18 protein-coding genes are annotated in these 21955 nt (G+C 60.1%); 9 read left to right on the forward strand and 9 right to left on the reverse strand.

Annotated elements, in window-relative coordinates; all coding sequences use genetic code 11:
* From VGL70_07325 to VGL70_07340, 4 genes are all read right to left on the reverse strand, one after another.
* A partial coding sequence (locus VGL70_07325; protein HEY3303330.1) for a UbiD family decarboxylase occupies positions 1-974 on the reverse strand: 974 nt, incomplete at its 3' end.
* 121 nt (positions 975-1095) lie between these two features.
* Complete coding sequence (locus tag VGL70_07330) at positions 1096-2244, reverse strand: ABC transporter ATP-binding protein (GenBank protein ID HEY3303331.1); 1149 nt, start codon at positions 2242-2244, stop codon at positions 1096-1098.
* A gap of 105 nt (positions 2245-2349) precedes the next feature.
* Entirely contained in the window at positions 2350-4077 is a 1728-nt protein-coding gene (locus VGL70_07335; protein HEY3303332.1) for an iron ABC transporter permease, read from the reverse strand.
* Positions 4078-4114: 37 nt separating this feature from the next.
* Positions 4115-4945: an ABC transporter ATP-binding protein gene (locus tag VGL70_07340; protein ID HEY3303333.1), complete on the reverse strand. Its 831-nt coding sequence runs from the start codon at positions 4943-4945 to the stop codon at positions 4115-4117.
* 243 nt (positions 4946-5188) lie between these two features.
* Between VGL70_07340 and VGL70_07345 the strand changes: the two genes are divergently transcribed.
* On the forward strand, positions 5189-6562 hold the full coding sequence (locus VGL70_07345; GenBank protein HEY3303334.1) for a dihydroorotase family protein: 1374 nt from the start codon (positions 5189-5191) through the stop codon (positions 6560-6562).
* 29 nt (positions 6563-6591) lie between these two features.
* Here VGL70_07345 and VGL70_07350 read toward each other — a convergent pair whose 3' ends face one another.
* Genes VGL70_07350 through VGL70_07360 form a run of 3 tightly spaced genes read right to left on the reverse strand, consistent with a single transcriptional unit; the run spans position 6592 to position 9348 of the window.
* A complete protein-coding gene (locus VGL70_07350; GenBank protein HEY3303335.1) occupies positions 6592-7341 on the reverse strand; it encodes an iron-containing redox enzyme family protein in 750 nt (249 codons plus the stop codon).
* A gap of 59 nt (positions 7342-7400) precedes the next feature.
* Positions 7401-8471, reverse strand: a complete 1071-nt coding sequence (locus tag VGL70_07355) for a cupin domain-containing protein (GenBank protein HEY3303336.1) — start codon at positions 8469-8471, stop codon at positions 7401-7403.
* 28 nt (positions 8472-8499) lie between these two features.
* Positions 8500-9348: a fumarylacetoacetate hydrolase family protein gene (locus VGL70_07360; GenBank protein ID HEY3303337.1), complete on the reverse strand. Its 849-nt coding sequence runs from the start codon at positions 9346-9348 to the stop codon at positions 8500-8502.
* A 399-nt stretch (positions 9349-9747) separates the two neighbouring features.
* Here VGL70_07360 and VGL70_07365 point away from each other — a divergent pair, with 399 nt between their 5' ends.
* The 7 genes from VGL70_07365 to VGL70_07395 all read left to right on the forward strand — a co-directional run bounded on the left by VGL70_07365 (position 9748) and on the right by VGL70_07395 (position 16623).
* A complete protein-coding gene (locus tag VGL70_07365) occupies positions 9748-10794 on the forward strand; it encodes a tripartite tricarboxylate transporter substrate-binding protein (protein HEY3303338.1) in 1047 nt (348 codons plus the stop codon).
* Between the two features lie 73 nt (positions 10795-10867).
* A complete protein-coding gene (locus tag VGL70_07370; protein HEY3303339.1) occupies positions 10868-11572 on the forward strand; it encodes a substrate-binding domain-containing protein in 705 nt (234 codons plus the stop codon).
* A 55-nt stretch (positions 11573-11627) separates the two neighbouring features.
* A complete protein-coding gene (locus VGL70_07375) occupies positions 11628-12671 on the forward strand; it encodes a tripartite tricarboxylate transporter substrate-binding protein (GenBank protein HEY3303340.1) in 1044 nt (347 codons plus the stop codon).
* Between the two features lie 3 nt (positions 12672-12674).
* Complete coding sequence (locus tag VGL70_07380) at positions 12675-13538, forward strand: alpha/beta hydrolase (protein ID HEY3303341.1); 864 nt, start codon at positions 12675-12677, stop codon at positions 13536-13538.
* Positions 13539-13612: 74 nt separating this feature from the next.
* On the forward strand, positions 13613-14782 hold the full coding sequence (locus VGL70_07385; GenBank protein ID HEY3303342.1) for a PQQ-dependent sugar dehydrogenase: 1170 nt from the start codon (positions 13613-13615) through the stop codon (positions 14780-14782).
* A gap of 107 nt (positions 14783-14889) precedes the next feature.
* A complete protein-coding gene (locus VGL70_07390; GenBank protein HEY3303343.1) occupies positions 14890-15288 on the forward strand; it encodes a hypothetical protein in 399 nt (132 codons plus the stop codon).
* An 84-nt stretch (positions 15289-15372) separates the two neighbouring features.
* Complete coding sequence (locus tag VGL70_07395; GenBank protein HEY3303344.1) at positions 15373-16623, forward strand: MFS transporter; 1251 nt, start codon at positions 15373-15375, stop codon at positions 16621-16623.
* Positions 16624-16968: 345 nt separating this feature from the next.
* Here the strand turns inward: VGL70_07395 and VGL70_07400 are convergent, their stop codons facing one another.
* Together VGL70_07400 and VGL70_07405 are read right to left on the reverse strand one after the other, a co-directional pair.
* Positions 16969-18264: an MFS transporter gene (locus tag VGL70_07400; protein HEY3303345.1), complete on the reverse strand. Its 1296-nt coding sequence runs from the start codon at positions 18262-18264 to the stop codon at positions 16969-16971.
* Positions 18265-18589: 325 nt separating this feature from the next.
* Positions 18590-19357, reverse strand: a complete 768-nt coding sequence (locus tag VGL70_07405) for a rhomboid family intramembrane serine protease (GenBank protein HEY3303346.1) — start codon at positions 19355-19357, stop codon at positions 18590-18592.
* 391 nt (positions 19358-19748) lie between these two features.
* On the opposite strand from VGL70_07405, the gene VGL70_07410 reads away from it, so the two are divergent.
* Positions 19749-21955 (forward strand): hypothetical protein (locus tag VGL70_07410; GenBank protein HEY3303347.1); only part of this gene is annotated, 2207 nt, incomplete at its 3' end.

Genomic DNA, 21955 nt, shown 5'->3' on the forward strand with positions numbered 1-21955 from the left:
CCGGGTCGCGCGCAGCAGAGAATCGGATCGTTGCGGTGATAAATGCGCTCGACGCGAAGCACCGGCTCGGGTCGCGACGAACTCGCATAGTAACCGGTCCACTCGCCGAACGGGCCTTCGGTCTTGACGTCATCCGGCTTCATGAAGCCTTCGATGACGATCTCGGCCTGGGCCGGGAACGGGAGCCCGGTCACTTCGCCCTCGCAGACTTCGATCGGCGCGCCCTTGAGGCCGCCGGAGTAATCGAATTCCGAAACACCGTAGTCGATCTCGTTGCCCGAGACCATGAAGAGCACCGGGTCCTGGCCGACGCAAATGATGACCGGGCAGGGCTTGCCCTTCTCGAACCATTTGCGCCGCTGGATCGAGCCGTGCTTGCCGGGAGAAATATAGAGGCCCATGCTGCCCTTGTCGTGCACCATGCCGCGATACGCGCCGAAGTTGACCCAACCTTCGTCGGGATCTCTCGTGATGACGAGACAGGCGGTGCCGATGAAGCGGCCGCCGTCGAGCTCGTGCATGAACGGAACCGGAAACTTGAGCAGATCGACGTCGTTGCCCTTGAGAACGTTCTCTAGAATCGGACCTTTCTTGACGATCTTGTGAGGAATCGGCTTATGTTCGTTGAGCTTGTGGCGAAAGGCTTTGACGAGGTCGAGGTTGGCCAAATCGAGCGGCAGGCCTAAGTTCAACGCCATGCGCTTGAAAGAAGCGTTCTGCGCGAAGAGGGTCCGGTAACCCTTGGGATAGCCCTTGATGTTGTCGAAGAGGACCGCGGGCACGGGCCCTTTGCCCTCGTGCGCCAGAAGCTCCGCAAGGGTTCCCATCTCTAGATTCCAATCCACGCCGTCCACTTTCTTGAGCTCGCCGATGCTCTCGACGATCTCCAGCCAGTCACGGAGATCTTTGTAAGCCGGCGTCTTTCCGGCTTTGATATCCTCTTCAGCCAATTTCCTGGCTTCCAACGCAGTCATGTTTCTGTCCTCCGAATTAATTTTGCTTTAGAGTCGCATGTTTGTTGAGTGGCCGCAAGTTCCGGTCGCGGCGACCGATCTCCGGGAATCTAAAATCGAAAATCTAAAATCCAAAATTCAACTAGAGCCCCATCATCGACTCGTCCATTCCCTCGGTATCTTCGGCGGGGAGGCCGTTGCAGCTCTGCGGATCGAGATGGAGATAAACCTTGTCGCCCGGGTTCATGCTGAGAAATGGATGGGTGTGGACCCGAAGCAGCATGTCTCCAGCGGCGATCTGGCAGTGGTAGGCGTCGCCCATGAAGATCGCTTCCTTAATCGTGCCTTCGAGCACGTTCTGCGTCACTTGCGGCTTTTGCTTCATCACCTCGATGTGCTCCGGACGGATGGAGAGAATCGCGGCTTGCCCCTTGGCCAAGCCGGGGGCGGGAATAAAGGAAAAAATTCCCCTCTTGGTTTCGATCTTGCCCGGCTGGGAGTCTCCGGCCAGCTCGACGACCTTGCCTTCTATCAGGTTGGTTAGACCTAGGAACGTAGCCGTAAATCTTCTCTTGGGCCTCGAATAGAGCTGGTGCGGCGCACCCACCTCGATCAACTTCCCCGCGTGCATGACGGCGATCTGGTCCGAGATGGCGAGCGCCTCGCCCTGATCGTGGGTCACGTAGATCGTCGTGATGTTGACTCTTCTCTGCAGCGCCTTGATCTCGAAGCGCATCTGCTCACGGAGCTTGGCGTCCAGGTTGCTCAAGGGCTCGTCCAACAGCATGACCTTCGGCTCGTTCACGAGAGCGCGCGCGAACGCGACCCGCTGCTGCTGACCGCCGGAGAGCTTGGGCGCGGGCCGGTCTTCCAGTCCCTGCAAACCGACGATTTTCAAGACATCCACCACTCTCTTCTTGATCTCGGCTTTGGGGCGGCGCTGGATGGTCAGTGGATAAGCGACGTTCTCGAACACGGTCATATGCGGCCAGATCGCGTAGGACTGGAACACCATGCCGATCGGCCGTTTATTCGTGGGAATATAAACCCGCTCGGTGTTGGAAAAGACCGCCTTGCCGTCGATGCTGATGCTCCCCACCTCGGGTCTTTCCAGTCCGGCCACGCACCGGAGCGTCGTCGTTTTGCCGCAACCGCTCGGCCCAAGAAACGTGTAGAGAGAGCCTTCGGGAATATCGAGCGACACGCCTTTGAGAACGTGGACCCGCTCCTTGTCTTCGCCGAAGAATTTCTCCAGGTTTTGAATTTGTACCATGTATCTCTTGTCTGCCATCACGCCCCCAGTTCGTGACCGTGGCCGTGTTACTCCGAAGCGATCCTACGAAGTTTCGTGTTCGTGTTTTCCCCACGAGCACGATCACGTTTCACGAGCACGCTCTCATTCGGCTATGCCAATTTTCGCGCCGAGCTTGCGCGCAAGAAAAGCCATCGCGACCAATAAAAGAACCATCAAAACTCCGAGGGCGCAGACGTACGTGTACTGCCCTCCCTCCCAGAGGTCGAAAGCCATGATCGAAAGGACGGTGCTGTTATACGAATAGAGCAAGATCGAGGTGGAAAGCTCTCTCAGCGAGATGATGCTGATATAAATCCACCCCGCCACGAAGCCGGGCATCAACAGAGGCAGTATGACCTTGCGAAAGGTCTGAAACCAAGTGCCGCCGCTGGCCAACGAGGCCTCTTCGAGCTCCTTGTTGATCTGGATCATCGACGCCGAGGCGGTGCGTATTCCGTAGGGCATAAATTTCGTAATGTAGGCGAGCAGCAAGATCCAGATGGTCCCGTAAATATTTAAGAAGCTTAGAACCGTTGCGCTTTCCGAAATCTTCGCCAGGGTCAGGTAAACCCATATCAGGCTCACCCCTAAAACGATCCCCGGCATGGCGATCGGAATGAACGCCATGCTGTCGAGGAAACCTCTGCCGGGGAGCTTCGATTTGACTGTGATCCAGGCGATCACGGAAGTAAGGAGCATCACCAGGGTCGCGGACCCTACCGACAGGTAGAAGCTGTTTTTGAAAGCGGTCAGCGCCAGCGGGTAGGTCAGCACGTAGTGATAATTGGCGAGGGTAAGCTTTTCCAACAGCTCCATCGACGGAACCCCGTAATACGGAATAAACGAGGACCAGAGAAGGATAAACACCGGGCAAATGACCGCCAGAAGAAAAATCAGAAAAGCGCTGGCGCAGGTCAGATATTTCCACGGTCCGAGATCGATGACGCGCGGGCGGTAGCCCTTGCCCGTCACGGTCGCATAGCGTTCTTCTCTGCGGGTGACCCTCTGATAGATGAGAACTCCGACGGTGCTAATCGCAAGCAGAGTCACCGCATACGCGCCGGCCAGGCCGAAATCCGACGGAAATTGATGGATCGCAAGGAAGATCTTCGTGGTAAAGACCGATATCCTCGCCGGAACGCCCACCAGCGCCGGGACCTCGAAGGATTCGATCCCCCGAATGAACATAACGAGCAATACGCCGAACATGGCCGGCCGCATGAGCGGAAGAGTGACCTTTCTGAAGGTCGTGAACGTGCTCGATCCCGCCGTCAGCGCCGCCTCTTCCAGGGAGGTGTCCATGTTGCGGAACGCCGCCGCCATCAGGAGAAAGACCAAAGGATAAAGATGGATGGCCTCAGACCAGATCATCCCGCCCATCGAATAGACATTAAAAGGAGCCGCCTCCAACCCAAGCGCCGCCTTCACCACCAGGTTGATGAGCCCGATCTTGGGGCTGAGGAGCAAAATCCAGGCGATCGTGCTCAAGATTCCCGGGATGATAAAAGGAATCAGGGCCATGACGACAAAAAGCTTCTTAAAAGGAGTATTGGTCCGCTCGTTGATCCAGGCGAGATAGGTGCCGATGAGAAACGAAAGAGCGCAGGTGCCGACGGCGTATTTGATGGAATTCCAGAAAAGAAGGTAGAACTCCCGGTCGAAGTACGCCTTGATGTAGTTTTGGACGGTATAAGTCGCGCCGGGCTCCCCGATCGGGGCGCTGCGGATGCTGCCGTAAAGCAGCATGACAAGCGGAATGCCGGCCAAATAGAGAACGAACAGCGAACAGCCTATCAGGATCAGGCTCTGGGTATTTAGGTACCGCCTCATTAACTATTTTTCTAAAACCGTCAAAAAGTCCCGGCGATCAACCTCTGGCGCCCGTATTGATGTCATGCACGATCTGGTCGGCCGCCATAGACTTCCGGACTTCTTCCTCGATTCGGTTCCACAGATAGTCCTCGTACTCCAAAAATTGCTTGCTGCGCTTGACCTCCAGCTTGCGGGGACGGGGAATATCGATTTTCAGGACGTCCTTCACCCGACCCGGCCGGGCGGCAAAGATGATAATTCGATCCGCCAGGTAGATCGCTTCGTTGATCTGGTGCGTGATGAAGAGAACCGTTTTCTTGGCCTCGTTCCAAATGCGCAGCAGCTCGAGCTGCATGATTTCCCGGGTCTGAGCGTCCAGGGCCGCGAACGGCTCGTCCATGATCAACACGTCGGGATCGACGGTGAGGGCGCGCGCCAGATTGCACCGCTGCTGCATGCCGCCGGACAGCTCGTGCGGGTAATGGTCCTCGAAGCCGGCCAGCCCGACCAGCTTGATGAACTTGAGCGCGCGCTCTTTGTCCGCTTCGCCGTTGCTGCGCCCCCGGCATTCCAGGCCGAACATGACGTTCTTCAGGACCGTCCGCCAGGGCAGGAGACAGGCATCCTGAAACACCATCGCGCGGTCCGTCCCCGGCCCGGTGACCTCTTTGCCGTCCAAAAGGATCTTTCCGCCAGTGGGCTTGAGCAGCCCGTCGGCGATGTTGATGAAGGTCGTCTTGCCGCAGCCGCTCGGTCCCACGATCGTGACGAACTCGCCTTCTTCGACCGACAGGTTGACGTTCTCCAGCGCCAGGAGCCTGCCGCCGGTTCGCGGCTGATAATACTCCATGTTCAAGCCAACCGACTGTACTTTAATTCTTGCCATTCGAACCTCCCGGAAACGCGGCCAATATCTTGCGAGTTGAAGAACTTCTCAGCAGGCTAAGCTTTTCATAAATCCGCTACCCTGCGCAAGGTCTCGTCACTTTTCTTGACAAGGGGCGGACGATCGGATAGGGTCCTTTCGAATCGGCACTTTTATACGTAAAAAAACCAGAATGCAAGAGGTGGAGGCTGGCATCATCGGCCTCCATTTTTTGTTGGATCAAAAATCGAGGAGGAAGGTTCGATGAGCGCGGATTTGGTGATCAAAAACGGCACGGTCGTGACCCCGCAAGAGACTTTCAAGGGCGGCGTGGCGATCAAAGACGGCGTGTTCGTCGCCATCGGCACCGACGACAGCCTGCCCAAAGGCAACGAGGAGATCGACGCCAAAGGAAACCACGTTCTTCCCGGCATCATCGACGGCCACGTCCACTTCAGGGAGCCCGGGCTCGGCCACAAAGAGGATTTTACCAGCGGCTCGACCGCGGCGGTTTGCGGCGGCGTCACGATGATCATGGACATGCCCAACGTCCAGCCGCCGACCGCCGACGCGGAAAAAGTAAAAGAGAAAATAAAAATCGCCGAAGGAAAATTTTTAACCGACTACGCCTTCTACGGCGTCGTGGTGCAGACCAACACGGGCGACATTCTGCCGATGGCGGAAGCGGGCGTCATCGGCTACAAGATTTTTTTCGGCGAGACGATCGGCAATCTGCCGTTTCCCGACGACGGCATGTGCCTGGAGGCGTTCGCCAACATCAGCAAGTCCGGCTTGCCGCTCGGCATCCACGCCGAGAACCGCCAGATCATGGCCTACTACACGAACAAATTAAAAGCCGAAGGCAAAACCGATCCGGTTTACTGGGAGGCTTCGCGTCCCGCCATCTGCGAGGCGGAGTCGGTGGCGCACGCGATCTTTTTCGCCGAGATGTTCAACACGAAACTCCATGTCTACCACATGAGCTCCAAGCAGGCCGCGTGGATGGTGCGCGACGCGAAAGCGAGAGGCCTCAGGGTGACGGCCGAGACCGGACCGCATTACCTGCTGCGAGAACCTAAAGACATGGAAAAGGTCGGACCGCTCCTCAAAATGAACCCGCCGGTCAGGACCCGAGATCACGGCGAAGTGCTTTGGGACGGACTCCTCAACGGTTACGTCGATATGATCGCGACCGATCACTCGCCGCACACGCTCGAAGAAAAAGGCTCGGATATTTACGGCAAGATGACCAAGCCGGCGATCTGGGATTGCATCTCCGGCTTCTGCGGCGTCGAGACCGCCGTCCCCGTGCTGCTCACCGAAGTCAACAAAGGCCGGATGACGCTCAACCACTACGCGCAGATCACTTCGCAAAATCCCGCCAAGGTATGGCAGATCTATCCCAAGAAGGGCGCGATCCGCTTGGGCTCGGACGGAGACTTAACGATTGTCGATATGAACAAAGAAGGAACCATCGACGTCAACAAGCTCCACAGCAAGAACAAGCCGAGCCCCTGGCATGGCTGGAAGGTAAAAGGCATGCCCGTCTGCACGGTCGTGCGCGGCAACGTCCAGATGCGCGACGGGGAGCCGGTCGGAAAACCGATTGGGAAATTGGTCAGGCCGAATCCGAGATAAACGGGTAGGGGCGGGTTTAAAACCCGCCCCTACAATTTTCGTTCCGCCGCGTTCAGCGCTGCCTGCAAAATCACTCCGTGTAAATCCACGGCCGTCAGGCCGCAGTACTCCAGACTGTAACCGGGCCGTACCTCGGCCATGCCGTCTTCGAGCAAACGCTGCAAAACCATGCGGCGAAAGCCGCCGTGGCCCATCACGCCGTCGTGCTCTTTGAGGTCGGCCTCTTCGTGCGTGGAAAAATATACCGCCTGCTCGCGCGTTAGGCCGTAGTGAGTGGTGAGCGCCTTGAAGAAATCCGCCGACCAGTAGCCGGTCTGCTCTTCGGTCGCGCCCGCCGCGTAGAACTCCGCCACCGTTCCTTCCCAGAGAATCGCCCGCTTGAAATCGATCTTGGCGCGGAACTCGGCGAGCATCGGCGCGACGAAAATTTCATCTTCCGTGATGCCGAGCGCCCTGGCGGTTTCGACGACGACGTGGACGTGGCCCGGCGGCCTTGGATGGATCAGCTCGTCGGCGAGCTTCTGCGCCATCGGCGCCATCAGGTCGCGGTGCTTGCGAAAGAATGCGATGTGCTTGTGGTAGGAGGCGGCCTCCAGCGTGTTGATCTCGATCGTGTAGGCGCCCCAGTTTTTGAAAAATATCTTCAGCGCGTCGCGCGACAGCTCGCCCGACCTCAGCTTCTGCATGAACGGCGCGTCGGTGACGCGCTCCTTCCACCGCTTGGCCACCTTCTTATAGTGCTCGTCGACGTAGGCCTTCGCCTCGTCGCTGCTCATCATAACTTAGCTCCTACCCTTCAGCTTTCAGCAATCCGCTCTTCGAATTTTCTTCCTATCGCCTATTGCCTACCGCCTAACGCCTGCATCTGTACCGTCGTTCCTCTTTTCCTGCACTCCTCCACGAAAATCACGTGGATCTCCGGGTCCTGGTCCCTGTACTCGATCTGCGTGCCGCCGGACTTGATGTCCTGATCGGTCTTGGACAGATCCTCCACCTTGTAAGTGAATCCCCACGGCTTAAGCGCCAGGTAACGCGCCGGCTCGGGACTGGGATTGAAATGCTGATGAAACCAGTCGGCCGGCGGCACGAACAAACTGCCGGGGCGCCAGTCGATGCGGATTTTCGCTTTGCCTTCCTTCCAGAAGAAAGAATAGCCCTCGCCGGTGAGAATCAGGATATGAGCGCCGGGACCGTGGCGGTGGCCGCGCGGGTAAGTTCCCACGGGATACTCCTCGACGTGCGCGCTGATCGTGTTGGCCGCGAGGTGGAGCCGGATTCCCGTCGCGCCGTGGCCGCGCCGCGTGCGGTCATGCAGCTTGAAAGAAGGAATTTCGGGAATGAAATTCGACTCCCACGTGCGGTGGTCGGGGATCTCCGTTCCCACGGCGCTGAAATAACCCTTCTCGCCCGAGAAGCGATCGGCAAAGATGAACGGGTTGCGGAAGATAAAGTCGAGATTGCGAAAGCGGTTGATCATCTGCGGCGCGTCGGTGAGCGCCACGTAGCGCGCCGGCTCGTCGCCTTGCGCGTTGAAATGCTGGTGCCAGACGTTGAGCGGCGGCGAGAAGAGACTCCCCTCCTGCCATTCGAAAGTCTGCTTGAGGCCGCCTTCGTTCCACACCGTCGTCGCCCCGCGGCCGCGAAGAACGTAGATCAACTCTTCAAAAAGATGGCGCTGGGCCTCCGTCTGCCTCTGCGGCGGGATTTCACAGACGTACGCGTCGCAGCTGCGCCCCGACCCGACGAGATTGATAAACGCGCCGCTGACTCCTTTGCGCTTCCAGGGCGCCAGCTCGAGCGACCGCAAGTCTTCGACCGAGTGGCCGCGAACCACGGGCAAGCCTTCGCTCTGTTGCCACAATTCGTATGGCGTCAATTCGTGATAGGCGGCAAGCTGGGATAAATTCATTTTGCCGGACTCCTTTGGAAGGCTGGCTTTACGCGACCCGCAGATTCATCGAGCCGATCCCTTCGATCTCCGCTTTGAGCGCGTCGCCGGGGCCGAGCTGCTTTTGATAGGCCGGCGCGTCCGGGTTGCCGGTGGCGATCAGGTCTCCGGGATAGAGCGTGCTCACCTGCGAGAGGAAGCTCACCAGCTCGGCGACCCCGTTGACCATGGCGTCCGTTCGCGCCGATTGTCTCAGCTCGCCGTTGACCCAGAGGCGCATGAAAAGGTTCTGCGGGTCCTTGATCTCTTCCCGCGTCGTGATCCACGGACCGACCGGGGCGAAGGTCTCGAAGCCCTTGCGCACGCAGCGGCTGCCCGGCAACCCTTTGCCGGAGCCGTACGAGCGCGCGGTCACGTCGAGAATGATCGTGTAGCCGAACACCGCCTCGAAGGCCCGTTCTTTTTTCAGGTTGCGCGCCTTTTTGCCGATCACCACGCACAGCTCGAGTTCGGGAAAAATATTTCCCGCGCCGGGAGGAATGACGATCGCCTGCTCGGGACCGATGATCGCCGACGGCGGTTTTAAAAAAGTTTTCTCGAGAACCTCCGCCGGCGGGGCCGCGCCCGCCGTGCCCCTGCCGCGGGCGGCGTCGAGCCCCCGGCTCCCTCTTTTGTAGTTGGTCGCCGCCGCCCAGATCTTCGATGGGTTCTCGACCGGCGCCTTGAGCTGCTTGGGATCGAGCGGCAGCCGTTTTCCTTTTTCAACGACGCCGGCGAGAGAAGAGCGAAGGCCGTCGTACTCAGTTATGAGATCGATCATCGTCGCGCCTTTCGCCAGCGCGTCGTTTACAAAGATCAACTCGTTGCCTTGCACGATTGCGAGACTGTTTGGTTTCACGGACGCGAATTTCATTCTCAGTTACCTTTCTCTATAACTTTAAACGATCCTATAACTTGACTGGAGAATTTTATCAAACTTCCACAAGCAAAGTTTACCAGTCATACTCTCAAGAGGAGAGGCCGTAGGGGCACGAGGTTTCGGTCCGCGGCCGATAGATTTGTACATAATCCGAACCTTTCCAATCGGACGTCCGCGGCCCTTTCCCTCGCGCCCTTCTTGCTGCAGGGGGTGCGCCGTCACTTCCTCGTTCCACCTCGGTTTTTCTTACCTTGACAGCACCTAATCATCCGCCCTATTTTGCCCGCATCGACTTTAGGCTGGGTCTCCGGCTAGATCCGTTGCTCGCGCAGCATCGTTCCGCCAGTCTCGCCGAGCCCCCAAGCTAAGGAGGGCGACATGAAAAATTATCGACTCGCTGTGGCCGTATCTTTGACTGCTCTTCTCCTCGTACCGACATCCAGCCTCAACGCTCAGGAGGCGCCTTACTACCAAGGTAAGACGATCAGGATAATCGTCGGATTCACGCCTGCTGGATTTTACGATCGTTGGGCCCGGCTCGCCGCGCGCTATTTGCCAAAGTACATCCCCGGCAGTCCGGAAATCATCGTCCAAAATATGGCAGGCGCAGGCGGCATGATCGCCGCCAACCACGTGTATACCGTAGCAAAGCCCGACGGCTTAACTCTTGGTGGACTAAGTTACGGCGCTTATCTGGATCAGCTCGTAGGTCGGAAGGAGGTCCAGTACGACGTGCGCAAATTCCACTGGATTGGCTCACCGGAAAAGAGCGACGTCATATTCTACATGCGGGCGGACAGCCCTTATAAGTCGATTGAAGATATCCGTAACGCGAAGGAACCCCCTAAATGCGGTTCCACGGGCACGGCGGGCTCCGATTACATCCTGGCGCGTCTGTTAGAAGAGACCCTCGGTCTGAAGATCGACACGGTGCTGGGCTATCCCGGCGGGAGTGAGATCGATATCGCGGTGGAAAAAGGCGAAGTGCAATGCCGCGGCATGACCGCCGCGCCTTTCTTCGGCCGCGAGCCGTTTTTGACGTGGCGGAAAAAGAATTTCGTGCGCGTCCTTTTATACGGCGGCCAGAAAAGGGATGCGCGGATTCCCGATACTCCGACGATCTACGAAATCTTCGATAGAGAAAAGACGCCGGAAGAGGCTCGCCGCGTAGCGAACGTGATATTGCGGGGCGGAGATTTCGGCCGCCCGCTGGTGGCGCCGCCCGGCACTCCGCAAGCCAGGGTGGAGATACTGCGCGCGGCTTACGCGAAATCTTTGAAGGATGAAAGCCTGTTGCGCGAAGCCGAAAAAGGCCGAATGGAAGTCGAATTCGTGAGCGGCGAGGAACTTCAGAAATTGGCGGAAACGATTGTGAATCAACCCCCCGCGGTGATAGCGCGCGTCAAAAAGGTTTTAGGGCAGTGAAGGAATGACGGCGTTACCGCCGCTAAGTAACTTCACGTTGTGATCTCTCCTCTTCTCCGTTACGATCACGGCGATGGGTAGCGCGAAGGCGGCTGATATCACGGTGCTCAGCGCGGGCGCCGTCGAGCCGGGGCTGACGAAAGTTATCGCTGCGTTCCGGCGCGAGACGGGCAGAACGGTCAAAGTCGCCTTCGCCACCGCGCCGGCGATCCTCAAACGCATCGGCGGCGGCGAGACGGCGGACGTGGTAATTGCGCCGCCGGCCGTGTTGGACGAGATCGTCAAGGCCGGGAAGGCCACGCCGGCCGAGCGCGTGACCGTCGGCCGGGTTGGAATCGGCATGGCGGTTCGCGCGGGCGCGCCGGCGCCAAAGATCGCCACGGTCGATGAGTTTAAACAATCCCTGCTGAATGCCGAATCGGTGGTTTACAACCAAGCCTCGACCGGGATCTATCTCGAGCGCCTGTTCGACCGCCTCGGAATGGCGGAGCGAATCAAAGTCAAAACGACGCGCTATCCGGATTTCGCCGCCGTGCGCGATCACATGACACGAAGCAGACGAAACGAAGTCGGCCTCGGCGCGACGACGGTCATCGTCGAGGCCGCCGACAAGGGACTCAAGCTCGTCGGCCCCCTCCCGGCGGAAATCCAAAATTATACGGCTTACGCCGCGACGGTCGCGAGCCAAGCTTCCGCGAACCGCGCCGAGACGGAATTTATCCGTTACTTGACGACGCCTGCGGCGAAGGCGATATTAGCGGCGGCCGGAATAGAATAGCGGACCGCCGGAGTATTTGGAGTAGTGGAGTAATGGCTCGGAAAGGGAGGCTTCGATGAAGCGCTTCATTATTTGCGGGATTTTTTTACTTGTCGGATCTGTCGTTCTCGCAGAAGTTATTGAAGCGGCGTCGGAGGAATTTTTTAAGGGCAAGACCGTGAGACTCCTGATAGGCGTCTCGGCGGGAGGCGCCTTGGACGACTGGGGACGTTTTGTCGCCCAGCACCTGGGCAAGCAGATTCCGGGAAATCCCGATGTCGTGGCGCAAAATATGCCGGGAGCGGGAACCGTGGCCGCCGCCAACCACATATATAACGTTGCCAAGCCGGACGGCTTGACCCTCGGGCTCGTCAATCCCGGCATCTACGTCGATCAGCTTCTCGGCGCGCAAGAGATCCGCTTCGAGTGGCCGAAATTTTCCTGGATCGGCTCTCCGGAGCGGGTCGATCAGGTTCTGTTCGTGCGCGCCGACACTCCCTACAAGACCCTTGAAGAGATGCGCCGGGCCAAGGAGCCGCCGCGCTGCGGAGCGACGGGGCGCTCGGGACTGGCCTATTTTTTACCGCGGCTCGTGGAGGAGGCGCTCGGCCTCAAGATCACCATGGTGGTCGGTTACGGCGGCGGCGGGGACATGAACATCGCGATCGAGCGGGGAGAGTTGCACTGCCGCGCCGGGACCGTTTCGGCTTATATCGGGCGCGAACCCACGAGCACGTGGATGAAAAACGGCTTCACGCGCGCGCTCGTCCAAAGCGGCGCCACGCGTTATCCGAAGTTGCCCGACGTACCGACGCTCTACGAGCTGATGGAAGCCCAGAAGACGCCCGACGCGACCAAGCGCGTCGCCAAAGTCATGCTCTCCTCCGGCGATTTCGGCCGGCCGTTTATCGCTCCACCGGGAACGCCCGCGGATCGGGTGAAAATTTTGCGCGAGGCTTTCGTGAAGGCGCTGAACGACCCGGCGCTGCTTGCCGACGCGAAGAAACGGAAATGGGATTTAGATCTCACGACCGGCGAGACGCTTGAAACCATCGCGAAGGAAGTTATGGTGCAGCCGCCGGAGGTTGTGGAGAGAGTCAAGAAGCTGATGGAGAATTAGCCTATGGCCGTCGTTTACGATCCGTCGGCGCGCTACGAGATCAAAATCCGGGACGTCGAGTATCGGAAATATCCGGCTAGGCCTCTGATAGCGCGCGTCTACCAACCTCAAGGGGCCGGCCCGTTTCCCGCGCTGCTGGATCTGCACGGGGGCGCGTGGAACGATCAGGACCGCACGGCCAATGCGCCGATGGACGAGAAGCTGGCGGCGAGCGGCATCCTGGTAGCGGCGATCGACCTGCGCCGGGCCCGCGAAGCTCTCTACCCCGCGTCGGTGGCGGACGTGAACTACGGAGTGCGCTGGCTCAAATACAAAGCGCGCGAGTGGAACGGCGACCCGGCAACGCTCGGCGCGCTCGGAAGCTCAAGCGGCGGCCATGAGCTGCAACTGTGCGCCATGCGCCCGCGCGACCCGCGCTACAACGCGCTTCCGTTGCCCGAAGCGCCCGGCCTCGACGCATCGTTGAACTATATAATCGTCCGTTCCCCCATCAGCGACCCGCTAGCCCGCTACGAGCAGGCGAAGAGGATGGAGCGCGAGCATCTAATCAAGGCGAGCGAGAACTACTTCAGGCCGTGGGAGACTATTTTCGAAGGCAACCCGCAGTTGATTCTCGAACGCGGCGAGCCGGCAACTCTGCCGCCGGCGTTCGTCCTCCAGGGCGAGCTCGACGACAACGTGCTCCCCGCGGTGCAGGAGAAGTTTGTCGCCAGCTACCGGAAAGCGGGCGGCAAGATCGACTACGAATTGTTCCTCGGCTGCGAGCATCGGTGGGTTATCAAGCCCGGCCCGCAGACCGACCGCGCCGTCGAGATGATCAAAGCCTTCATCGCGAGGCAGTTGCGCGCGCGCCAGGCCGCGGATTGACGAAGAATCGCCCCGCCGCATTCACCCTCTGGCAATTAATGAATCACCTGCAACAATGTTGTTGGAGAAACGACATGCCACGGCAAATCTCGACGAGCGTCACTATTCTCGCGCGGCCCGCGCTTGTCGCATTGTTGATTGCGGCCGCATCGATACCGGCTGAAGCCCAAGCGCCGCGCTCGCCGACGCCGAAGTCGGTGAGCGGAGTCGTTCAAGCCGAGACCGTCGTGAAAGGGCTGGAGCATCCTTGGGGACTCGCGTTGCTCGCCGACGGCAGCATGCTGGTCACGGAGCGTCCGGGCAGACTGCGCAAAGTCGAACGCGACGGCCGCGTCTCCGAGCCGCTCGCCGGCGTGCCGAAAGTTTTCGCCGAGGGACAAGGCGGGCTTCTCGACGTGGCGCTCAGCCCGGAATTCGGCAGGGACCGGCTCGTCTTTCTTTCGTTCGCCGAGCCCGGCGAAGGCGGCGCCGGCACGGCCGTCGCACGCGGGCGTCTCGGCGAGCGCGGGCTGGAAAATACGCAGGTGATCTGGCGCCAGCAGCCCAAAGTCGGCGGCGGCAATCACTTCGGCTCGCGAATTGTGTTTCGCCCCGACGGCACGATGTTCGTGACGACGGGCGAGCGGTTCAATTATTCGGAAAAAGCCCAGGACCTTTCGACGACGCTGGGGAAGATCGTGCGCATTAATTCAGACGGCTCGGCGCCGAAGGACAACCCTTTCGTCGGCCGCGCCGGCACGCGTCCCGAAATCTGGTCCTACGGCCATCGAAACGTTCAGGCCGCGGCGCTCGAGCCCGACACCGGACAGCTCTGGACCACAGAGCACGGCGCGCGCGGCGGCGACGAGGTAAACCATCCGGAAGCCGGCAAGAACTACGGCTGGCCGGTCATCTCCTACGGCACTCATTACTCGCTGTTAAAAATCGGCGAAGGCACGGCGAAGGCGGGAATGGAGCAGCCGGTTTATTACTGGGATCCGGTGATCGCGCCGTCCGGCATGACTTTCTACACCGGCAATATGTTTCCCGATTGGAAGCGAAATATTCTCATCGGCTCGCTCACGCCGGGAGGCCTCGTAAGACTCGCGATGAAGGACGGCAAAGTCGCGAAAGAAGAACGCTACCTCGGCGATCTCAGAGAGCGCATCCGCGACGTGCGGCAGGCCCCCGACGGCTCGCTTTTATTATTGACCGACTCGGGCAACAGCCGCATCCTTCGAGTTACTCCCGCAGCCCGGCGTTGACGCTCAAGCTGAACCTCACCCGGCGGTGATTCACGCTGACTTGACTCCCTAACCGAGACGACAATGTACTTGCCTCAAGGCGCGCCGTTTGGCAGAATAGGTCTACCATGTCGTGGCTGAGTGAAGTGGATAAAGCGCGGCGGCGAAAGCAGGAGCAAGAGAAAACGCGAAGAAAATTCCTCGACTCGGAGCTCCGCAAGCACGACCCCATGGTGCGCCGAGTGCTCGAAGAGGTGGCGGAATATTTAAAAAAGGTGGAGGCGTTTAAAGCCCCAACCGTGGCCGTCGTATTCCAATCCTCGAATAATTTCCAGGAGGGCAGTTGGTCCGTGGCGGATGAGCGGGAATGTTGCGACATCGTCTACCTGCAGACCATGGACTCGCCGCGTTTTCGCGTCGTCTATCGAAGCGGCGATGTCTTCGATTACGCCTATACCCACGACACAACCGAGGACGAGCTCAAGGACGCCTTGAAGGAAGTCCTGACCTGGAGAGTCAGCATCTGACGAATTCGTTTTAAAGTTTCCCCCTCCGTTTGACGAAACTTCCCCGCCGTTTTATGGATAGTGGGACGCGGCGTCGCGTCCAGCATGGCTAAGCCCACCGACCCACAAAAAGAAATCGAGACCGCCGGCGTCCTTTCCCGTTACCAGCTCCTGACGTTATATTTTCCCGCGTTCGTCCTATCCCTGGGCTACAGCATCGCGACGCCGGCGATCCCGGTGTTCGCCAAGTCGTTTGACACCGGCTTCGGCGTCGCCTCGCTTGTCATCGTCGTGCACGCGCTCGGCAGTTTGGTCGCCGCGGTTCCCACCGGTTTTCTCGTCGATCGTCTCGGCCGGCGGCCCATGCTTTTGGCCGGTCCGATTCTGATGGCGGCGTCGTCTTGCATGACGGCCCTGGCGCGTTCGTTCGCCGAGCTTCTCATCTATCGCTTGATCGGCGGCGTCGCGAACGAAATGTGGCGCCAGGCCCGGCTCGCGATCATCGCCGACGTCGCCAAGAACCGCCAGCGCGGGCGGCAGATGAGCGGCATGGTGGGCACCGAAGGCGCCGGCAAGCTACTCGGTCCCGCCCTCGGCGGCGTGCTCGCCACCTGGAGCATCCGGTTGCCGTTCTTCGCGCACGGGGCGCTCGCGTTTCTCGCGATCGTGCCGAGCTTCTTCATGGTGCGCGAGTCGGCGCCCGAGCCCGTCACGGCGCCGGGCAAGAAAGATGAAGACCGGCTCAGCACGCGCGCCGTCCTGGCGCTGATGCTCGATCGCAGGTATCTCGGCTTTTTCACCGCGCAGTTTTTCGCCTCGATGACGCGCGGCGTGCTCTGGGGCGGAACGCTGCTGCTTTACGCGACCTACGCCTATGATGCGGGCCCGCAACTGCTCGGCGGTCTGGCGACGACCATCAGCATCGTCGGAATTCCGATCACGCTATCGTGCGGCTATCTGATGGACCGGTTCGGGCGCAAAACCACGATGGTGCCGGGATTTCTCTTGATCGCTCTCGGCCTCGTGTTCCTCGCGTCGAGCGCGGAGTGGCGCTGGAGCCTCGCCACTTTCATCGCCGGCTTCATCTGGATCAACGGCGCCGGGAGCATCACGTCCGGCAGCATGCAGGTGCTCGGCTCGGACATGGCGCCGGCGGCGGCGCGCGGACGGTTCTTCGGCTTCTGGCGTCTTATCGGCGAGATCGGCGGGCTCATCAGCCCCGCTCTGTTTGCTTTCCTTGCGGAGCACATCGCCTACAGCGCTGCTTTCGCTCTTTTCGCCCTCTTTTCCCTCGCCACCGCCGCGCTGCTGGCGTTTTCCGTCAAGGAAACCATCGGGCGGGGAAAATTACAGTAGATCTCGGAAGCGCAACGACCATTCGCCCAGCCGGGGGTCTCTCTCCGGGCTGATGCGATACGGCTGTGTTACGCGGCACGAGACTTCTAACGGAAAATTTTGCAACTACGCCTTATACTTCCTCGTCCCACGCATCAGCCCTTCGAGAAACCCCCGACCGGGCGAATCCCCCACTTCCAGCCGGTCAGAAAGGTCCAGATACAAGGCGCGCGAGAAATCGACGAGCGGAGGCGTACTCTTTTCAGTACGTCGCATAGCTCGCCACCGGCGAGCGTTTAAGACTGTCGCGATTCGAAGCGCGATAATCGCAACGCTCGCCGGTGGCGAGCTATGGTAGCTGGAGCTTTATGGCCGTCTGGGCGGGTGGAGGAAGAGACTGAGGAACGCCGATACGATCAGCATCGCGATGAAGAGGCTGAAGGAAAGGAAATAACTTTGCGTGGCGTCGAAGAGGAGACCGAAAAACGGCGGACCGCCGGCGGCGAAGCCATGGGTGAGGAGCGAGCCCATGCCGCGGATTTTTCCCAGCGAGATGCGGCCGAAGTAGTTGGCCCAGATCATTTCGGAAAGGATCGAAGTTCCACCCAGGCCGATGCCGTAGAGAAAAAAACCGGCGTAAAGAAAAAAAATGCCCTGGCCCGAGAGCGCGCACACGAGCCCCGCGGCTTCAATCAGAAACTTGGCCGTGATGAGCCGGGCGATATTCCGGCGCTCGGCGAGGAATCCCCAGACGATCGGCGTGCTGAACTGCATGAACGCTATGATGCTCAGAACCAGCGCCGCCACGATCGCGGGATGGCCCTGATCGCTCACGAAGGCGTAGACGTGAAGATTCAAGCCGGTCACGCCCACGCTCGCGACGCCGAAGGTGGTCGCAATGACCCAGAAGGCAGAAGTGCGCAGCGCTTCCCCGCGGCTCCAGACGACGTCGGCGAGCGCGCTCGGATGGGCTTTCCCGGCGCCGGCTCCGCTCGGAGTAGAGCCGGCTTCGGATCGCGCGCGCGATCTTCCGTCCGCCAGGAGGCCCATGTCTTCCGGTGTCCGTCGCATAAAGAGCAGCGACGGGCCGACGACCAGCAGTAAAGTGAGAGCGCCAAAGACAGCCCAAGCCGCGCGCCATCCCGAGTACACGATGATCGAGGCCACGAGAAGAGGCATTCCGACCTTGGCCAAGCTGTGGCCCATGCCGGCCAGGGCGAGCGCGCGGCCGCGCATGCGGATAAACCAGCGCGAGATGGAGACGTTCACCACCATCGAGCCCATGAGCACGTCGCCCGGACTCACGAGGAGCCAGCGGTAAAGCACGAACTGCAAAAAATTCCCCGCCTGGCCGAGAAGAAGAAATCCCGTCCCGGCAACCAAACCGCCGGTGACCATGAGCCACCTGCCGCCGTAACGGTCGATGAGAGAGCCGATCAGCGGCGCAGCGATCGCATTGATGAGGATTTCCCCTGACCGGACGAGTGAAAAGACGCCGCGGGAAATTCCCAGATCGTTCGAGAGCGGTTTTAAAAAAATGCTCAGCGTGCTCGATATCGAGAAGGCGGAGGCGATGTGGGCGAGAAAACCGACGGCGACGATCGTCCAGCCGTAAAAAAATTTCGTCTTGTGGGTTGCTTGTTCCGCGGCTGTCGAGGACACGCCCTGGTTGTATCAAGCCTCCGATCAAGAGTTCAAGGCAAGATGTTTTCAGGCCGTTCAGAAAGGTCTCGGCTCTTGAATAACGGCCAATTTTGATGCCTCTCGAAGGGAAGAAGAAGTTAAAAGCTTTTCAGAATCACATAATGAAAGCATCCAATCGGTTCCCTCGCCCGCTTGCGGGAGAGGGTTAGGGTGAGGGCTGAGGGTTAGGGTGAATCGCTCCGAAGATAGCCCCCTCATCCTGACCTTCTCCCTCAAGGGAGAAGGAAGCCGAGCGGCGGCGATTCAAGCTCAACGATGTAGATGAGCCTTTATGGACGGCCGGCTAGAAGCCGCGCATGATGCGTTGCGGCCGCCAACGCTGCGCGCGATGCTCCGCGATATAGTCCGACCGTGCGAACAACTTGATAAGCGCGACGCCGGCTATGAAACCGCCGACGTGCGCCCAGAAGGCGACGCCGCCTCCGACGTCGGCCGCGAAGGAGACCACGCCGCTGAGAAACTGAATCGCGAACCAGTAGCCGAGCATGACCCACGCGGGCAGCGCCATGGAGGTGATGAAAAATCCCAACGGCACCAGCGTGTAGACCCGCACGTTCGGATAGAGTATGAGGTAGGCGCCCATGACGCCGCTGATCGCTCCCGACGCGCCGACCATCGGCACCGGCGAGCCGGAGTCGGTCAAGATCTGCCCGGCCGCCGCGGCCAGCCCGCACAACAAATAGAATACGACGAAGCGCCCGCGTCCCATGGAATCTTCGACGTTGTTGCCGAAGAGCCAGAGGAACCACATGTTCCCCAACAAATGCATCCAGGAGCCGTGGAGGAACATATGAGTGAATAGATGCGAGACCTGAGGACCGGGGTCGATTATGCAAGCCGGCAACCCTTGGCCCATTGGAAAACGTGTGCCGGGTGGAAGCGAGCCGGTCAATTCTCCGGCGATGAGTCCAAGCTCGCAGACGGACTTGGCGAGCGGGTAGGCCGCGCCGGCGCCTTGCACGCCGAGCCAACTGAGAACGTTGAGGCCGATGATCGCTCCGGTAACGATGGCCGGACGCTGGGTCTGATTTTCGTCGCGATAGGGAAACATGTCTCCTCCTCAACCCTTCCGTACAACGACGGACGCAACCACGTACATATCATATTTCTCTCCGCAGGCCATACGGTCAAGACTTGTTTCGTGGATGCTGACTCATTTGGCCTTTACTGCGTCAGGCTCTACGAAAATTTCCGTTCGCCCTTGGACAAAAGCTCAGGACGAACGGCTAATGTGGTTTCCCGTTCGTGGTGAGCCCCGTCGAACCATGAATGGGTCGCCACCGAGTTTCATCATTTAAAATGATTCACTACGGTATCCATCTGGACAAACGAAATCGGGTCGTGGTACCTAAAGGAGTCAAGTAGGGCGTATGATGGCGAGTGCAGGAGACCTACGGGATACCTTGCGAGTCAGGAATATCGCGCGCGCGAGGAAACGCTGGATGGCCTCGGCGGCAGCCATAACTTCCTGCGCCGCAGCGCTGGTCGTGTTTTCCTCGTGCGGTTATGCGCCTCTGGAGCGCAGTCCCGGACCCGCCGCCGCAAACGTTTCCACAAAGTCGGCCGGCTTCACAAACTTCGAAACCGAGCCCGTTCACCCGTTGGTTCTATCCCCCGATGGCCGTTATCTCTACGCGCTCAACACGGCCGACGATCGTTTGGAAATTTTCGCCGCCGGCGGCGCGGAGCTTCGCTCGGTGGGAGAAACCGCCGTCGGCCTCCGGCCCGTGGCGCTCGCGCTCCACGGCAACACTGCCTGGGTGGTCAACCATCTTTCCGATTCCGTGAGCGTGGTGGATGTCTCGAATCCGGCGCGCCCGCGAGTCACGCACACGCTCCAGGTCGGGGACGAGCCGCGTGGAATTACCGTCGCGGGTCCGATGCGCGATCGTGTTTTTGTCGCTACCGCCAAACCGGGAGAGAGCTTTACCCCCGGCATCGGCCGGGCTCAGGTCTGGATGTTCGAAGCGGCGCGGCCCAAAGCGCCGCCGAAGGTCGTGACGTTGTTTGGCGCCAAGCCCAGAGCGCTGGCCGCCTCCACGGACGGACGCCGCGTGTACGCCGCCGTGTTTTTCTCGGGCAACGGCACGGCCACGGTCTCCGGCGAGGATGCGGCGCGTCTCGGCCGCGCGCCTCGCTTCAGCCGCAAGAACATTCCCTATACCGACGTCCCCAAACAAGGCGCGATCGTCCGGCGGATCGACCGCAGTTGGCGCGACTTTGACGGAAGAGATTGGACCACCGCCATCCCCTTCGAGTTGCCGGACTACGACGTGTTCGTCATCGACGCGGCGGGAGAAAACCCGGAAGTTACGGAACAGATCCCGAACGTCGGCACGGTGCTCTTCAATATGGCGGTGCGGCCCGCGAGCGGCGAGATCTGGGTCGCCAACACGGAGGCGGCGAACTTTATCCCGCAGGAAGAACGGCTGCGGGCAAAATTCTCCGAGAGCCGCATCACGCGTATTTTTCCCGCGGCCGGCGGCGGGCACAAGATCCAGGCCGTCGATTTAAACCCGCACATCGACCGCTCCGTCGCCGCGGGGTCGCCCTCGGAGCGCGAGGTCAGCCTGGCCCAACCGCTCGACCTCGCGTTTCAACCCGACGGCGGCGAAGCTTACGTCGCCGCGTTCGGCTCGAAGAAAATCGGCGTCCTCGACGGCGCCGGCCGCGTCGTCGATCGCATCGCCGTGGGCTTCGGCCCGGGCGGCCTGGCGCTCGATGCGGAGCGCCGGCGGCTCTACGTTTTGAACCATCTCGATGCGACCGTCGCGGTCGTCGATCTCAAGACGCGACAGTCAATTGCCACAGTTCCGTTGCGCTACAACCCCACGCCCGCAGTCGTGAAGCAGGGGCGCCCTTTCCTATACGACGCGGTCCTGACTTCGCGCCACGGCGATCTCTCCTGCGCGAGCTGCCACGTGTTCGCCGATTTCGACGGATTGGCCTGGGACCTCGGCGATCCGAACGGTCAAATGGTCGACTATCCGCTCCTCATCCGGAGCACCCAGCCTTTCGCCGAGCCGCGCCAGGCGATCCACCCGGTCAAAGGTCCGATGGTCACGCAGAGCCTCCGCGGGTTGGCGGGCGTCGCGCCGTATCACTGGCGCGGCGACCGCTACGGCACTCCGTACGCTCCGGGCGAGGACGTGGCGAGCTTCAAAGACTTCAACGCCGCTTTCGTGGATTTGCTCGGACGTTCTGAAGAGATCCCCGACTCGGCCATGGAGATCTTCGCGCGCTTCGCGCTGACGATCCGCCATCCGCCGAATCCCAATCAGCGCCTGGACCGGAGCATGGACCCCGAGCAACGAGCGGGTTTCGAATTTTTCACCGGCCCGTTTCGCTCCGGCGCGGGGCAGGTGAATTGCGAGGGCTGCCACCACCTGCCCTCGGGCACCAACCGGCTGGTCAACTTCGAAAACATTCAAGTCGGACGAGACATGAAGACCGCGCACCTGCGCAACGTTTATCAAAAGGTCGGCCGTTTCAACGCGCCGGGTCCGCAAGTCTCCGGCTTCGGGTTGCTCCACGACGGCGCCTTCGATACGGTCGCAAACTTTTTACGCCTGGACACTTTTTTCTTTCCCGGGAACACTCAAGAAGAAAAGGATGCGACCCGTCGCGCGCTGCAAAGTTACATCATGGC

Source organism: Candidatus Binatia bacterium (assembly GCA_036504975.1).
In the GTDB taxonomy this organism is placed as follows: domain Bacteria; phylum Desulfobacterota; class Binatia; order UBA9968; family UBA9968; genus JAJPJQ01.

Coding starts and splice junctions, on each gene's coding strand:
- VGL70_07385 (HEY3303342.1), top strand. CDS start 13,613: ATGCCACGGCAAATCTCGACGAGCGTCACTATTCTCGCGCGGCCCGCG.
- VGL70_07370 (HEY3303339.1), top strand. CDS start 10,868: ATGGGTAGCGCGAAGGCGGCTGATATCACGGTGCTCAGCGCGGGCGCC.
- VGL70_07335 (HEY3303332.1), bottom strand. CDS start 4,077: ATGAGGCGGTACCTAAATACCCAGAGCCTGATCCTGATAGGCTGTTCG.
- VGL70_07365 (HEY3303338.1), top strand. CDS start 9,748: ATGAAAAATTATCGACTCGCTGTGGCCGTATCTTTGACTGCTCTTCTC.
- VGL70_07380 (HEY3303341.1), top strand. CDS start 12,675: ATGGCCGTCGTTTACGATCCGTCGGCGCGCTACGAGATCAAAATCCGG.
- VGL70_07340 (HEY3303333.1), bottom strand. CDS start 4,945: ATGGCAAGAATTAAAGTACAGTCGGTTGGCTTGAACATGGAGTATTAT.
- VGL70_07405 (HEY3303346.1), bottom strand. CDS start 19,357: ATGTTTCCCTATCGCGACGAAAATCAGACCCAGCGTCCGGCCATCGTT.
- VGL70_07395 (HEY3303344.1), top strand. CDS start 15,373: ATGGCTAAGCCCACCGACCCACAAAAAGAAATCGAGACCGCCGGCGTC.
- VGL70_07350 (HEY3303335.1), bottom strand. CDS start 7,341: ATGATGAGCAGCGACGAGGCGAAGGCCTACGTCGACGAGCACTATAAG.
- VGL70_07345 (HEY3303334.1), top strand. CDS start 5,189: ATGAGCGCGGATTTGGTGATCAAAAACGGCACGGTCGTGACCCCGCAA.
- VGL70_07390 (HEY3303343.1), top strand. CDS start 14,890: ATGTCGTGGCTGAGTGAAGTGGATAAAGCGCGGCGGCGAAAGCAGGAG.
- VGL70_07375 (HEY3303340.1), top strand. CDS start 11,628: ATGAAGCGCTTCATTATTTGCGGGATTTTTTTACTTGTCGGATCTGTC.
- VGL70_07330 (HEY3303331.1), bottom strand. CDS start 2,244: ATGGCAGACAAGAGATACATGGTACAAATTCAAAACCTGGAGAAATTC.
- VGL70_07355 (HEY3303336.1), bottom strand. CDS start 8,471: ATGAATTTATCCCAGCTTGCCGCCTATCACGAATTGACGCCATACGAA.